This is a genomic window from Flavobacterium arcticum, assembly GCF_003344925.1.
Lineage (GTDB): Bacteria > Bacteroidota > Bacteroidia > Flavobacteriales > Flavobacteriaceae > Flavobacterium > Flavobacterium arcticum.
In genome coordinates this window covers 1,473,046-1,487,313 of the sequence record NZ_CP031188.1, presented here as the reverse complement: position 1 = coordinate 1,487,313, position 14,268 = coordinate 1,473,046, and the positions used below count along the sequence as shown (strand labels likewise).

General features: G+C 37.3%; 14 protein-coding genes. 12 read left to right on the top strand and 2 right to left on the bottom strand.

Going from position 1 to position 14,268, the window contains the following annotated elements:
• The first annotated feature begins 11 nt into the window (after positions 1-11).
• The gene (locus DVK85_RS06715; RefSeq protein WP_127960566.1) at positions 12-551 is read left to right on the top strand and encodes a hypothetical protein; all 540 of its coding nucleotides are present in this window, start codon (positions 12-14) and stop codon (positions 549-551) included.
• A gap of 80 nt (positions 552-631) precedes the next feature.
• On the opposite strand, the gene DVK85_RS06710 is transcribed toward DVK85_RS06715, so the two are convergent.
• Positions 632-1,753 carry a ligand-binding sensor domain-containing protein gene (locus tag DVK85_RS06710; protein ID WP_114677710.1) on the bottom strand — a complete coding sequence of 374 codons (1,122 nt, stop codon included), beginning with the start codon at positions 1,751-1,753 and terminating at the stop codon, positions 632-634.
• A gap of 231 nt (positions 1,754-1,984) precedes the next feature.
• Between DVK85_RS06710 and DVK85_RS06705 the strand changes: the two genes are divergently transcribed.
• The 8 genes from DVK85_RS06705 to DVK85_RS06670 all read left to right on the top strand — a co-directional run bounded on the left by DVK85_RS06705 (position 1,985) and on the right by DVK85_RS06670 (position 10,193).
• Positions 1,985-2,434, top strand: a complete 450-nt coding sequence (locus tag DVK85_RS06705; RefSeq protein ID WP_114677709.1) for a hypothetical protein — start codon at positions 1,985-1,987, stop codon at positions 2,432-2,434.
• The gene (locus DVK85_RS06700) at positions 2,427-2,882 is read left to right on the top strand and encodes a hypothetical protein (RefSeq protein WP_114677708.1); all 456 of its coding nucleotides are present in this window, start codon (positions 2,427-2,429) and stop codon (positions 2,880-2,882) included. The genes DVK85_RS06705 and DVK85_RS06700 overlap by 8 nt, the downstream gene beginning before the upstream one ends.
• Positions 2,879-4,054 (top strand): hypothetical protein, encoded by a 1,176-nt coding sequence (locus tag DVK85_RS06695; RefSeq protein ID WP_114677707.1) that lies wholly within the window; start codon positions 2,879-2,881, stop codon positions 4,052-4,054. Before DVK85_RS06700 ends, DVK85_RS06695 begins: the two co-directional genes overlap by 4 nt.
• Before the next feature lie 122 nt (positions 4,055-4,176).
• A complete protein-coding gene (locus DVK85_RS06690; RefSeq protein ID WP_114677706.1) occupies positions 4,177-6,405 on the top strand; it encodes a hypothetical protein in 2,229 nt (742 codons plus the stop codon).
• Complete coding sequence (locus tag DVK85_RS06685; protein WP_114677705.1) at positions 6,402-6,692, top strand: PKD domain-containing protein; 291 nt, start codon at positions 6,402-6,404, stop codon at positions 6,690-6,692. The genes DVK85_RS06690 and DVK85_RS06685 overlap by 4 nt, the downstream gene beginning before the upstream one ends.
• Before the next feature lies 1 nt (position 6,693).
• Positions 6,694-9,612, top strand: coding sequence for a hypothetical protein (locus DVK85_RS06680; protein WP_114677704.1), 2,919 nt, complete (start codon positions 6,694-6,696; stop codon positions 9,610-9,612).
• A 95-nt stretch (positions 9,613-9,707) separates the two neighbouring features.
• Positions 9,708-9,947 (top strand): hypothetical protein, encoded by a 240-nt coding sequence (locus tag DVK85_RS06675; RefSeq protein WP_114677703.1) that lies wholly within the window; start codon positions 9,708-9,710, stop codon positions 9,945-9,947.
• Entirely contained in the window at positions 9,948-10,193 is a 246-nt protein-coding gene (locus DVK85_RS06670; RefSeq protein ID WP_114677702.1) for a hypothetical protein, read from the top strand.
• A gap of 36 nt (positions 10,194-10,229) precedes the next feature.
• Here the strand turns inward: DVK85_RS06670 and DVK85_RS06665 are convergent, their stop codons facing one another.
• On the bottom strand, positions 10,230-11,126 hold the full coding sequence (locus DVK85_RS06665; RefSeq protein WP_114677701.1) for a hypothetical protein: 897 nt from the start codon (positions 11,124-11,126) through the stop codon (positions 10,230-10,232).
• Between the two features lie 194 nt (positions 11,127-11,320).
• Here DVK85_RS06665 and DVK85_RS06660 point away from each other — a divergent pair, with 194 nt between their 5' ends.
• The 3 genes from DVK85_RS06660 to DVK85_RS06650 all read left to right on the top strand — a co-directional run bounded on the left by DVK85_RS06660 (position 11,321) and on the right by DVK85_RS06650 (position 14,203).
• Entirely contained in the window at positions 11,321-12,352 is a 1,032-nt protein-coding gene (locus tag DVK85_RS06660) for a Clp protease ClpP (protein ID WP_114677700.1), read from the top strand.
• Complete coding sequence (locus tag DVK85_RS06655) at positions 12,352-13,425, top strand: hypothetical protein (RefSeq protein WP_114677699.1); 1,074 nt, start codon at positions 12,352-12,354, stop codon at positions 13,423-13,425. The genes DVK85_RS06660 and DVK85_RS06655 overlap by 1 nt, the downstream gene beginning before the upstream one ends.
• A 181-nt stretch (positions 13,426-13,606) precedes the next feature.
• The gene (locus tag DVK85_RS06650) at positions 13,607-14,203 is read left to right on the top strand and encodes a hypothetical protein (RefSeq protein WP_114677698.1); all 597 of its coding nucleotides are present in this window, start codon (positions 13,607-13,609) and stop codon (positions 14,201-14,203) included.
• Positions 14,204-14,268: the final 65 nt, after the last annotated feature.

The window sequence follows — 14,268 nt, the reverse complement described above, 5'->3', positions numbered from 1 at the left end:
AAAAACAAAAAATGAGAAACATCACACTAAAAAAATATTCCCAGTTAGGCGACACCCTCCTGTATGATGCCGTTCTAGAACACCTTAACCCAAAAAACAGCTTTGCCAAAAAGCAAATGAGCATCAACAGTATGCCGTATGCTAACGTAAAATATGCTATTAGGCTATTGCCAAAAATAAAAGACTGGGCAGGTATATATCAGCTGTTTAATATCTGTTATGATGTAACCGAAAAAGAATTTTGGAGAGCAAGCATTACCGAATATTTCAGTGCCAGAAAATTTATCTTAAAAGAACTGGAACGTGTAGTATTTACAGAGAACAAAGTAATGTCGTCACAAAGCACCGATAGTCACCTCTGGAAGTTGGCTGGTGCCGAAAAACTAAACACCTATAACGACACCCTGCCCCTTGTGCAACTCGGTAAGCTGCTGGGGCAATACCCTTTCGACTTGGGGCGCAAACCCTATGGTGAAATTTTTAGCCTACTAGCACAAACCAAGCTACAAAATGAAGTAGAAGCCGATTATAGAAAACTAAGTGTACAGTAGTAATTAATAAACAATCGCAGTTGATAGTTTAAAGTCGCAGTCATTGCGAGGAGGGACGACGTGGCAATCTTTAAAGAGTTTTATTCGAGCATTATATATTCTTCGCCATTGTATACGCCTATACCGTTAGCGGCTGTAAGAAACAATAAGCGATTATCGTTAGTAAAAGCAACTTGCTTTACAGGCATTTGCATACCTATAGCAAGATTTTCACGCTTGGCAGTCAATACAGGCGAAAATAATTTCTCAACATCAATAAGTTTATTTTTTGTTGATATAGCAGCTCTATAAAAGCCATCTGAGCTTGCAAAATAAAGTTTTTTCTCTGCTTTATTCCATGCACCGGCACCTATAAATAAACCGTTTTCAAGCACTATTTTTTCGCCTTCAAAATCAAAGTCAGAATCATAAGAATCATAAAGCTTTATAGCTTTAAGACTAGGACTAACTTTGTATATTTCGCCATGCCTGCCACGGTGCTCTATACCCTCGGTAACATAAACGTTCCCTAAGGTATCTTCTGTGAAAGACTGTATATAATTCAGTTCTGTCACCTCATCTAATATCTTATTATTATTAGCATCAAAAGTATTTCTGGTACAGCCAAACTCGCCCATACAATCACTCATCCATATACGGTCATTACTATCAATAAAGGCTACTGTTGGAACATCAAAATATATATCTGGATCTGAATTTGCACCATTGAAGGAAACTCTTTGCATAGCGCTAAAACCTGTATTTTTAAATTGATTATATAACTTATCTTCTTTTACACAATATAACCCGTCATTTAAAACAAAATACATTTCATTTTTAGAATTAAAAAAAATAAAATAGATTTCAGTCGCTGTTTTCTTAGGTCTATAAATCAACTCAGCACTATAGTAATGCTTTAACCGATAAACAAAACCCTTACTGCTTCCCAAATAAACAACATCGTTTTTATTTTTTGCAAGAGCAGTATATTTTGGTAAAGTATCGTTTTGCTTATATATTTTTTTAAGCGTTTTTAAATCCCATACAGTCAATTGTCCTTTATCGTTCAACGCATAAAGGTTACTATCATCATTAAGCATTGTTGTATAGATTTTTTCCGATGGTTCTGTACTCTCGCTTTGAGAATAGGAAACAAAACTGCACAATAATGAAAAAGCTATATATAAATATTTCATCCTTATCTGAATATGTTTTCGCATCATATATTTATCAGTTGAATTATGTAAACCTACAAAATTTTTGACTATTTAAGATTGCCACGTCGTTCCTCCTCGCAATGACAGAACGCAACAGTATTGTCATCTCTTTATGAGTGCAACTGAAAACCGCGACTGCGACTGAAAACTAAAGCTAAGAACTTCAAACAAACAAAACTATTACCTATTGGCTAATGCCCAACATCTAAAATAAAAAGCTTTCCTCAAACACTTTTAATGAAAGACATTGTACGCATACTAGAAGACCTTGCTATAGAAAAAGGGCTAGAATACCACTATGGCAAAAAAGCAGCCCTCAACCTGCTCGATGGCTCGGCAGCGGTAGGTACAACCTACCTATTACATGAATTTACCAATCGAAAAAGCGAATACAACAGCAGCGGTACTAAAATAACCACTACTGAATATGAAGGGAAGTTTTTCCTTGTAAAACACTCCGATTACGACCAGCAGTATTTTGCCGAAAGAGGCACACAAGCCACCTCAAAATATGTAGTAAATATAGAGCCACTACTACAAGTATTTACCCAAATGGGCGACCGCCTTGCCTGCCTTGGTACAGTAGTTACCCAATGGGACAATATAGACGTTACCGATGCCCTCGATGCTAATATGGATGGGCTACTATGCAGTTACAAGATTCGCATTCCGCATAATTATGAGTAGTATAAAAACACTCCTAGCTGCCGAGTTCGAAGCTCTAAAAGCCGACATTATTGCAAAGTATGAGGCTTCGGGATTAAAAGCTTCTGGCAACTGGGCTACTACGCTAGCGGTACAAACAACAGATAGTAGTGCTACACTAATGGGTGCTGCCTATGCCGATGGTCGCCCACCAGGCAAACAACCACCTAGCGAAGCCATATTACAATGGATAAAAGTAAAAGGCATAGCAGCACAGGCAGAAAATAATATAAGCCTTAGTAGTCTTGCTTACCTCATAGCCCGAAAAATAGCCCGCGAAGGCTGGACACCCCAGCAAAGCGGTAGCGATATAGCAGCAAGTGTAGCCACCCCCCAGCGAATGCAACAAATTATAGACCGCATAAGCGATGTATATATAACACAATTTAGCAACGATATCATCAACTTCTTAAAACAAAACAAAGCATGATAAATTTCTTACAGCCTATTGAAGCGAACAAACTTCGTATGGCGTATAATAATGATATTATTCGGTTTCAAACCAGTAGTAACGCTAACCCTATTTCGTGTAATATACACGACAGTTTTAACACCATAAACGCTACACTATACCCCAACCCAGAAGGGGAGTTTTATTTTAATTTTCGCCCCTATGTATCAGCACTAATCAATACCCAAAATTTTGATGATACTATGGAGCCCAACATACAAGGTGGTGATGCAAACAGCTATGTCTATAACTTTACTAATGGTACTTATACACAGCGCAATATTACCTTTACAGTAACCTATGATGATACTACTACAGAGAGTATTAGTTATTTACTATCATGGCTTGCGGGTGTACAGCAACCAACAAATATAAATAAGTTCTATACAGACGATTTACTATTGCTTTCACCTTATAAAAACGATTCGGCAAATAGTCATTACCTTAAGTACTGGCAAGGGTATCCGTTCGATATTCCTTTTTATAACACCTCTTCTCATGTTAATCCATTAACAGGAACAAGATCATTACTTATAACTAACGAAACCAACTTATTATCCTATAACTTCAGTACTATTGGCTCTTGTTATCGATTAGTAATTTCAGATGGACGAACCAATGTAACCCTCGAAGATTTATTACCTCTTGCAGAAGGCTATAACGAGCTGGTGTGTTTAACATCAACACTTACTTTTGTAACCAAAACAAAATATCTAACCCTAGAAAAAGCCCCATATACTTGCGGTGTTTACTTAAAATGGCTCAATGCCATGGGAGGTTACAGTTATTGGCTGTTCGAGAACACCTATAGCATAGATAGAAAAACAAAACATATGGGCGAAATAGACCGAGACAACAGCAACCTCGAAGATACCTTTGCCCGTGTGGCAACACTGGGTAAAGAAAGCCAAGACACTATAAGAGTTATTGCCGAATTGCTCAATGAAGATGAAAGAGGCATTGTAGAAGGTATTCTAGACAGCCCAAAAATATACCTATTTACAGGCAAACCTTATGCACAAAATAGTCATCGCGACTGGATAGAGGTTAGCCTAAAAACAAGTAGCGCACGCCTTAAAAACCCACGACAACCCCTTACCAATTTTACGTTTGATTTAGAACTACCAGAAAGGTACACACAAACGCTTTAATACAGTCATAAGGTTGAAAGTCGTAAAGAGGAAAGAATACTTTACGAACTTTAAGACTTTAAGACATTCTACTTTAGGCTTTATGACTAAATACCTTTAAGATTTTTACAAACCCTCTAAAATTGTCTCTACTCCTATACATAAACGGGCAGCTAGTCGACTTAGACCCGAAGCAGATTATTGCCCAAACAAAACAGATAAATGACCTGAGCAACCTGCAAAACCGACAAACAAATTATACTAACAAGTTTAAGCTGCCAAAAACAGCAACAAATCTTAAAATACTGGATTTTCTTACCGTTCCTGGTAACAACTCTAATGTCCCCTATCAAAAAAACGAGTGCAGTCTGTATAGCGATACCGGCGAATGTTTTGTATATAAAGGCTGGGCAGTAGTAACCGATGGCGGCAAGTACTTTAATGTAGTTGTTTATGATGGTATTATCGATTTATATAAGGCTATAGAGGGTAAATCTCTTGCCGATTTAGACCTTAGCGATTTACAGCACCAAAAAAATGTTGATACAATAGAGCTTAGCTGGACAGATACCCTGCCTTATAAATACATCCTTACAGATTATAATGGCGGTACACGACTACGTTCAGGAATTCTCAATATAGGTCCTCCAACTATAAATGCAGATTATCTAGTACCTTCTATTAGTGTTGCTTGGTTATGGCACAAAATTTTTAGCGAACATAACATTGCCTATAGTGGTTCTATATTTGACATGCAAGAATTTAAAAACCTATGGATAACCTATCCTAAGGGTTTAAGTACAGGCGATAATCCAGAAGAGCTATTTGAGAGTTCTGACTGTGGTTACGAAAGCTCAGGCGGAAATGTAAAAACAATCTATATAGGTTATAACAGTAGTACTACTAACGAAATTGTTGCAGCCATAGATAACAGGCATTTAAAAGTAGCCGAAGCAGGCTACTATCGTATAGAAGTATCAGGAAATATTGACACTAGGGCTTTCCTTGGATACCCTAAACCGTTTAAACTATTTTTAGGAAAAAACGCCCCATATGTAGCAGCACATGAGGTGCAAGAAATAGCCCTAGTAGGCGATAACATGACCTCTAATGAAGGTTTTGAAAAAAGTAAACTCATTTATCTTAACGATTACGACTCTGTATGCTTACTCATTGGTAAAGCCTCAAATGCGAGCAGCACTAATGGTTTTCATCTAAACTCAGCAACAGATGTTAATGTAAAGTTGACAAAGGTAAACGTAAATGAATATGATTTTATTGAAGATTTTTCTGGTTTTTCTATGCGCGATTTCCTTACAGAAGTAATACAACGTTTTGGGCTCACGCTATATAAAGACAAGTATAGTAATAGTTATGAATTTCTTACGCTTCAAGAACAATTACAAACTGCCGAAACACAAGACTGGAGCAGTAAATTTATTTCAAAAACATCAGAGAAATATGCTTACGGTAACTATTCTCGGCGTAACTGGTTTAAATACAATTACAACGATAAAGATGCTGGGTATAACGATAGTTATATTGATATAGACAATGAGCTGCTCGCAGAAAGTAAAGATCTATTTAAATCTAAAATATACAGCCCAGAGAAAATAAAAACAACCTATTTGGGAAGGCAACATCATGTATATAAATTATGGGAAAAAGAAACCGAAGATGTTACTGATGAAGATACAGATATAGTAACTACAACCACAAGCTATAAACCTCTAGACAAAAGGTTTTATCTACTAAGAGCCGAGAATGAGAATAGAAGTATTAAACTAAAATCGCCACAACTAGGGCAAAGTACATATGTAAGCAATATATGGGTAGAAAACTACTGGAAATTACCCTTTCATGACACCATACAAAGCTACTATACCCCATTAAGGTTATTGCTGCAAAATGCAATGATAACAACTGCCGAACTCTACCTAACAGATATTGATATTGCTAATTTCGACTTTAAAAAACTCTATTATATAGAGCAACTCGCAGGATACTTTATTATCAATAAAATAACCAATTATATACAAGGCAAAACTGTAAAATGCGAACTTATTAAAATAAACTTCGGGCTACAAGAAACAGCATTACCACCTGCCATTAAAATAAACAAAGTACTAGTAGACTCACATAATGTACTTATCTATTTTGACCTTAATATTGATGTTAATAGCGTTACCCTACAAATATCAGATGATAACCAACAAACATGGGACAACTCACCAATGGGAGCTTCATCAAATCCACGATATTATAACTCTACACCTACAGGTAATTTTCATATTCGTCTCGAAGCAGGCGGCGAGTTTTCCGAAATCGTACAAATCACTATTCCGTCTAACAATGTCACCATTATATTATGATAACACCTCTAAGCAACATAAAACCTTTTATAAATTTCGGCTTTGGCACAACTTCAAAACAAGCAGCAACAGGCGAAACAGTAACCATATGGCTAGATACTATTTACAATCAAAAAGCATATACTTTTAACACAAATGCACAAGATGCCACAATAACAAAAATATCAAATTATGAGTATCATCTCACCTATACTCAACCAGGCAATTATCAAGTGAGCCTTACAGCAAACACTATAGATAAAACTACAAGTCTTGAAAGCAATATTTTAACCCTAACCGTAGTATAAAATGAGAAATGAGAAAATAATATTGGCAGAGATTGACGTAGATATTAAACCATATATTGAAAGTCAAAAAACACTCGAAAATCAACTAAAGATACTCCTTGACAAACAAATGGAAATGTTTGCAAGTGGCAAAAAAAACACACAAGAGTACAAAGAACTTACTCAAACTATAAACACCCTAAATGAAAAATACAATGTTCAAGCAAAATTAATTAGCGAAAAATTAAAAGCAAATGAAAAATTAATTGCCAAACAAAAAGCACTAGAAGCCTCAATAGCTAAAACAAATAAAACCGAAAATGAATATGTCAAAAACAATAAAAAGCTCATAAAACTAAGATCAGAGCTAAATGTAAACAGTGACAACTATCAAAAAAACCTCGACTTAATAAACACAAAATTACAAGAAAACAACAAATGGATAAGTGAAAATGCAAGTGCCCAAACAAGGCTAAACACTACATTTGATGGCTATAAAAGTCAAGTAAAAGATTCTTTTAACCAAATCAACCTGCTAAACGGCGGTTTAGGTGGCTTTATATCAAGAGCCCAAGAGGCAGGCGGTGTAATGCCGTTATTATCATCAGGGTTAAAAGGAATTACCTCTGGTATAGGAGGGATGACAAAAGCATCACTAAGCTTTATAGCCACACCCATAGGAGCAATAATTGCAGCACTAGGGCTAGCATTTAAAGCAGTTTCTAGCTATTTAACAGGCACACAAGAAGGCATGGACAAACTTACTGCTGTAACACGTCCATTACAATCTGTATTTAGTGCCCTAATGACTGTTTTTCAAAATGTTGGAAAATTTTTAGTAGATGCCTTTAGCAACCCTGTAGAGTCAATAGAAAAATTTGCAACATTAATAAAAGATAATATTGTAAATAGATTTACTGGTTTACTAGAATTAATCCCCAATTTGGGTAAAGCAATAGGACTACTGTTTAAAGGCGAATTTAGCGAAGCTGCAAAAGTAGCAGCCGATGCAGCGGGGAAAGTAGCACTAGGCACCGAGAATATTACCGATAAAATATCAGAGGCAGCTGCAGAAACAAACTCCTATTTAACCGAAGCCTATAATAGAGGTAAAAAAATAGACGAGCTACAAAAAGCACTAGATAAAAGCCTTGCCGAATACACTAAAAACACAAGTAAGCTTAGTATAGAGCTTGACAAGCAAAATACAATAGCCGACGATACTAATAGAACTTTTGAAGAAAGAGAAACAGCAGCAAAAAAAGCAATCGATACAGCAACAGCCCATAACAAGCTGATAGCCGATCGTATGCAACAAGAAATAGAGTTGCTACGAATAAAGTACCAAGAAAATGGATTTACAGATGCAGAAAAGGCAGAACTTGCAGATCTAGTAGCGAAAAGAAATGAAGCTATTGCTCAACACCAAGCAGGAGAAAAGGCACTATACGATAAAGTCGATAGTATACATTCAGAACATGAAACCAAAGAAAAAGAAAGACGACAAAAACAACGTGATGCAAACAGTGAAGAGGCTAAAAGACTACAATTAAATCTTGACCTTTATATGCAGGCACAGAGTCAAAAAGAAATGTCTGCCGAAGAGGAAATAGCCTATCTAAAAAACATACAAGAACAAAAAACAGCTATTGCAAAAGCCGAATTTGCTGCAACAGCAAGAACAAAAAACGATGAGCTTGCCCTCAAGCTAAAATTAAATCAAATAGAAATTGACAGCTCTAAAGAACAAGCAGAAGTAGCTATTGCCAATGCTAATTTAAAACTTGCTAATTATCTAGAAAACCATAAAAGTAAGATAACTGCCGAAACCGAACTAACAGCAGAAATAATTGCCGAAGAAAACAAAAGGTTAGAGGGCATTAAAGAGCAAAAACTCAAAACACTAGCTGTAGAGCTAGGTACTAACGATGAAATCATCAAAGCAAAAAGAGCAAAAAATCAATTGCTTAGCGAAGAAGATTTAGCATACCTCGCACAAAAAGAAGAGATAGAAAACGAGCACAAGGCAACCGTAAAAGAAAATAATGAAGCTCTTGAAGAGCAGGAAAAAGCCGAAAAAGTTGCAAAGCATGAGGAAGAATTTCAGCAAAAACTCGCTTTGGCAGCTAATGAGTATGACCAACAAAGAATTATTGAAAATGAACGTTATGCACAAGAACTCGCAGAAATAGAACAAAGAAAAATTGACGAAAACCTTTCTGACCAAGCATCTAATGCTTTAAAAGAACAAGCCCAAAAAAATCATTCAGCAAATTTAGAAGAGATAAAAAAGGCTGAATTTAATAATAAAGTAGAGCTTGCCAAAGGTGCATATAACAACATTGCCACTATATTAGGCAAAGAAAGCGAAGCAGGTAAAGCAATGGCTATTGCCCAAGCCACTATCGACACCTTTAAAAGTGCTGTTTCCGCCTATGGTGCTATGTCGGGAATTCCAATAGTAGGTCCTGCTCTAGGAGCTCTCGCAGCTGGGGCAGCTGTAGTAGCAGGGGTTAAAAATGTAAAAAAAATAGCCAGTACTAAACCCGCAAAAGCACCCAAAGCTGAAAAAGGAGCACTCTTCAATATTGGTGGCAACAGGCACAGCAACGGCGGAACCATGTTTACCGGAGCCGACGGTACACAGTTTGAAGCCGAGCAAGGCGAACTCATTGGGGTAATGAACCGCAACGCAGCCAGTCACTTCATGGCATTCAATAACGCTTTCCCAGCAGGCGGAAGCAGTCCATCTACAAGTAACTACTTTGCCAATGGTGGTATAGTATCGCGTGACATAGCCACACCAGGAGTAAATACAGATGAGCTTGCCACAAAAATAGCCCAAGCCAATAGTAACATCCCCGCGCCAGTAGTATCCGTACAAGATATAGTTACCGAAGGCGACAGCTATGTACAAGTAAGGCAGGGAGCCGATTTTTAACTTAAAGTCCAACCATTCCCCTCCTTAGTCGGGGTGGCTGAAAGTCGGGGTGGTAAAAAAACCATCTCAAGTTTTCTTATTACCATACAATCTCCATGATAAAAAGCATACTCTCAGGCTGGAAAAACTACCTCGCCAAAAGCGAAGTAACCGAAGCCGTGGCAAAAAAGCGGGCTGCACTATGTGCAGCCTGCCCACACGCCCAGCAAGGCAAGCTACTCGCCTTTGTAAAAGACACCCTAAAAGAAGTAGAAGGCGCCTACTGCAACCAATGCGGTTGCCCCCTTAGTGCCAAAGTGCGCAGTAACGATATTTGCCCAATAAACAAATGGTAAATGAACCGCTACCAAACCATAACAAGCCTTGGCGATAACTTTATGAAACTAATGGGGAAAAACCTCATACCCATACACATACTCGACTGGAAAGTGTACTATGAAGCCTATCTAAAAGAAATGGAATACCAGCAAAAACACTTTAAAAAACCCCGAAAAACCCATGCAGCAGGCTGTGTAGCCGAACAGTATAAAATAACCGAACGCACCATGTTTAACATCATCTCCTTTATGGAAGGGAGTTGAAATAATCATTCAAAATTTTCTCCCTAACATCATATTTTATATACTATATTTTTCCAAATTAAAAACTTTAGGGTATTCTAATATTCTGTGATTATTCGTTTCTTCAATTAACTCAAATCTTCTATAACATCTAAGTCTGAACTTTGCAAAACCTAGATTTAAGCCTAGTTCATTACATATTTCTATACAGTACTTTTTTAATTGCTTTTCTATATGATAAATCCACCTTAAAATCTCATTAGTTTGTTTTACAATTAACACATTATGACCGCTTGTAACCTGTCCTAATCCTGGATTTCTATAAATATCACCATCTATCCTCGTTAACGCGATAGCACATCTTTCATACCATAATTGATTAGAATTGAAAGGTGTTAAAACCTTAGTGTCTTCAGTTTCTGGTATTCTAAACTGTTTAATGATATGAGGAAAATGATTATGTAATATTCTTAACCATTTCTCATCATAAAATGTTCTTTCTTTATGATTTTCGGCACCTAAAAATATAATATTGTTATCATCAATATAGGTGAATAAGAGAGAATTAACCTGCTTTACAAAAAGCGGATTTTTATTATCTCTCTCAATAGATAAGTGAAAATGAAAAATATTCCATTCATTTCTCAAATGATCATGAAAATTAGTTTGTAAAAGTCTCTTACTTTGAAAAGAATTCAAATTACCTCCATTTCTTGCCACATTATATATAAATTCTATTTCCTTCCTTTTAGGATGAAAAAATATATCTTTTACAAAATCAGGATTCATTTGAACATACCTTGACACTTCAGGTATTATTTTTGAAAAAACATTTAAATAATCTAATAATATCTTATCTATTCCATTTTTATTAGACATCCTTAGCCCCACTCTATTATAAAGTTTTTTCAACTCAATTCTTAAGTCACTTTCAAAATCTACATCTATTTCCATAATAAAACCACTATCATTCAAATATAGTAAAATCCCCCAACTGAAAACCCCACTTCAGTAAAACCCTCAATACATGCCCTATCTTTGTAATATCAAAACAGCGCTGCAATACTTCTTTTAAATGTTGACAACCGTTCAATAGTTAAAAACCAAAAATTCTTCAATACCCCAATATTTCACTCATTCCATATCGAATGACAGGAAACATTTATATCTCCGGTCAGATAGGCACATTTGATGGCGTTACAGGTACAGAGCTTATCGATGTAGTAGCTCAGGTAAAAAAACAACCCAAAGCAACCGCCTACAACGTGCACATCAACTCCGAAGGAGGCTTGGTAGATGTAGGTTTCGACATTTACCATTACCTAAAATCACTAGGCAAACCCGTTACCACCATAGGCAGCGGTATAGTGGCAAGCATAGCCACCGTAGTATTTATGGCAGGCAATAAAAGAGTAGTGCGCGAAAACACCCCTTTTATGATACACCTCCCGTGGGGTGGCTCTATGGGCACTGCCGATGACCTAGCCAAGTTTGCCAAACAACTACGCGCCATAGAAACCAAAATGGTAGGCTTTTACAAAAAAGCACTCAACGTGCAAGAGCAAGCCATACTACCATTACTAAAAAACGAAACATGGCTATCGGGCACACAGCTCACCGCCCTTGGCTTTACTACTTCGCAGCACGTAAAAATAGCTGCAAAAGCATTCATTAATCCAAAAACTATTATGAGAGGAACACTTACCGAGAGGGACAGGCACTGGATGGAAGGTCTGTTCAACCGTGTGCTGGCAAAATTTAAGCACAGCAACGTTTACAACAAAATCGTACAAGATGCCACAGGTGCAGAACTCGATTTTACCGAACTAGCAGATGACGAAATCATCGAACTAGGCTCTATTGCCACAATAGATGCCACACCAGCCGAAGGCGAATACATGATGCCCGATGGTGCTACCTATATATTTGAAGCAGGAGAACTTGTAGAAATTATAGAAGCCGAAGAAGGCACCGATACTGGCGCAGCAGCTGCTATACGTGCCGAAAACAAAGCACTAAAAAGACAACTCAACACCATAAAAGGCGAAGTACTAGCACTAAAAAGACAAGTAGGCAGCCGTTACAGCCTAGACGGCAAAAAAGTAGCAGCTCGCAAACCAGGGCAAAATGATAAGCTATCTGGTATGAAGCAATATTTGCAAAATAAAAACAGAAAGTAATGGGACTAATTAACGCAGATGCTTTAACACTACATGCCCGCGAGGCCGAAACGGTAAGCGAGGTCATTTTTGAAAGAGTTTTTAACGACAGCGACCTTGCCGAGTATCACGAAATAGAAACAGGTATTAATGTAAAAACCCAAATTGCTTTTGCCGAAAGACTAGGACTATTAGGTAAATTAAGTGAAGGGTGTACACCAAATGAAGCTGATGGTTTTGCCCTTACCGAAAAATTCTGGACACCAGTATTAGAGGATTTTAGGTTAAAACACTGTCAAAATGATATGCCTGCATTACTAAAACTTTTTAGAAAATCGCAACGCATAAACCCTGATTTTTTTGATGCCGTAGGCTCAGAAGAATTCGGGATCATCATCTCAGCAGTAGAGTCAGCCCTAATAGAAAATATCCACCGTAAAGTATGGTTTAACGATACTGCTGCTAAAACAGTAGATGATGCAGAGACCCCTGGTGTATTTACTAGTAATACAGATGTAGATTACTTTAACTCTTTCGATGGCTTGTTCAAACAAATCATGACAGAGGTAAGCGATGAAGAAATTGATCTTAAACACATCAACATTACAGATAACGAAGGAGACTCTTATGCCAACCAAGCCCTTGCCGAAGATGCTGCCATAGCAATATTCGAACAAATGGTAACAATTGCCGATGAAAGACTTGTCTCTAACGAAGACAGTTTTATACTTGCCACTCGTACCCTAGCCGACAACTACCGCGCTACACTAAGAAACAAAAACTTAGGATCAGGATTCCTTGAGGTAGTCGAAGAAGGCAGACCAAAATTATACTTTGACGGTATCGAGGTAAAGGTTCGTTATGACTGGGATAGGTACATTAAAACCTACCAAAACAACGGTACAAAATGGAACTTACCACACCGTGCAGTATTTACTACCAAGTCAAACATACCCGTAGGTACACTTAGCGAAGAAGACCTAACAACCCTAGATGTTTTTTATGATAAAACAGAAAAAATGAACATCATGGATGCTGCCTATACTATAGATGCTAAACATCTTGAAGCCTACATGACAGTAGCAGCTTACTAAATCATTTTCAGAAACAACAAGCAGTTGCTACCACAGGCGTCATTGCGAGCGCAGTGCAACGGAGCGTGGCAATCTGATCGATACAAAACCATAGATCATAAAGAGATTACCACGTCGTTCCTCCTCGTAATGACAAAACAAACAAAAATCAAAAATCTTTCAACTTTAAAAACAAAACAAAATGCCAGATTGTACAGGAAACTTAACAGCAGATATATTATTTGACTGCGCCAATGCGCCAATAGGCGGAATAGAACAAAACATCGTACTTATTAATAAAGACGACATCGATTTATCAACTACAACTGTAGATTTAACCAATCGTGTTTTAGTCACTAATCTTCAACTAAAACCAGGTAAAACGGGTTATAGGTTAGAAGGTATAAAACAGTCAAACGGAAAAGCGTGGGAATTAGTAAAAAAAGAAAACGCCCCTGACAAGTTTAAACACACATTTAGCGGTGTAATTTTTAACCCAAGTACAGACAACAAACAACAAGCCGATGAATTATCTAAAGGTGCTAAATATGTAGTTGTTGTAGAACAAGTATGGAAAGGTGCTGACAGCGCAGATGCCTTCGAAATACTAGGGCTTAAATCAGGCTTAGAGCTTATTACCATGACAAATAGCTCCAAAGAAAACGACAACATGATTATGTTCGAACTTTCATCTGCCGATGGGTTTGAAGAAGTAACAATGCCAAAAACATTGCTTGAAACTGATTATGTAGCAACTAAAACTGCTTTCGACAGCAAGTTTGTTGAGGCTGAAGCATAATTCATGGACTTTACCACTATGGATATCCGTACCGTCACCCAAGGAAAAAGGGGTGACGGCATACG

Coding starts and splice junctions, on each gene's coding strand:
- DVK85_RS06685 (WP_114677705.1), top strand. CDS start 6,402: ATGATAACACCTCTAAGCAACATAAAACCTTTTATAAATTTCGGCTTT.
- DVK85_RS06705 (WP_114677709.1), top strand. CDS start 1,985: ATGAAAGACATTGTACGCATACTAGAAGACCTTGCTATAGAAAAAGGG.
- DVK85_RS06695 (WP_114677707.1), top strand. CDS start 2,879: ATGATAAATTTCTTACAGCCTATTGAAGCGAACAAACTTCGTATGGCG.
- DVK85_RS06710 (WP_114677710.1), bottom strand. CDS start 1,753: ATGATGCGAAAACATATTCAGATAAGGATGAAATATTTATATATAGCT.
- DVK85_RS06665 (WP_114677701.1), bottom strand. CDS start 11,126: ATGGAAATAGATGTAGATTTTGAAAGTGACTTAAGAATTGAGTTGAAA.
- DVK85_RS06680 (WP_114677704.1), top strand. CDS start 6,694: ATGAGAAATGAGAAAATAATATTGGCAGAGATTGACGTAGATATTAAA.
- DVK85_RS06700 (WP_114677708.1), top strand. CDS start 2,427: ATGAGTAGTATAAAAACACTCCTAGCTGCCGAGTTCGAAGCTCTAAAA.
- DVK85_RS06675 (WP_114677703.1), top strand. CDS start 9,708: ATGATAAAAAGCATACTCTCAGGCTGGAAAAACTACCTCGCCAAAAGC.
- DVK85_RS06650 (WP_114677698.1), top strand. CDS start 13,607: ATGCCAGATTGTACAGGAAACTTAACAGCAGATATATTATTTGACTGC.
- DVK85_RS06660 (WP_114677700.1), top strand. CDS start 11,321: ATGACAGGAAACATTTATATCTCCGGTCAGATAGGCACATTTGATGGC.
- DVK85_RS06715 (WP_127960566.1), top strand. CDS start 12: ATGAGAAACATCACACTAAAAAAATATTCCCAGTTAGGCGACACCCTC.
- DVK85_RS06655 (WP_114677699.1), top strand. CDS start 12,352: ATGGGACTAATTAACGCAGATGCTTTAACACTACATGCCCGCGAGGCC.
- DVK85_RS06670 (WP_114677702.1), top strand. CDS start 9,948: ATGAACCGCTACCAAACCATAACAAGCCTTGGCGATAACTTTATGAAA.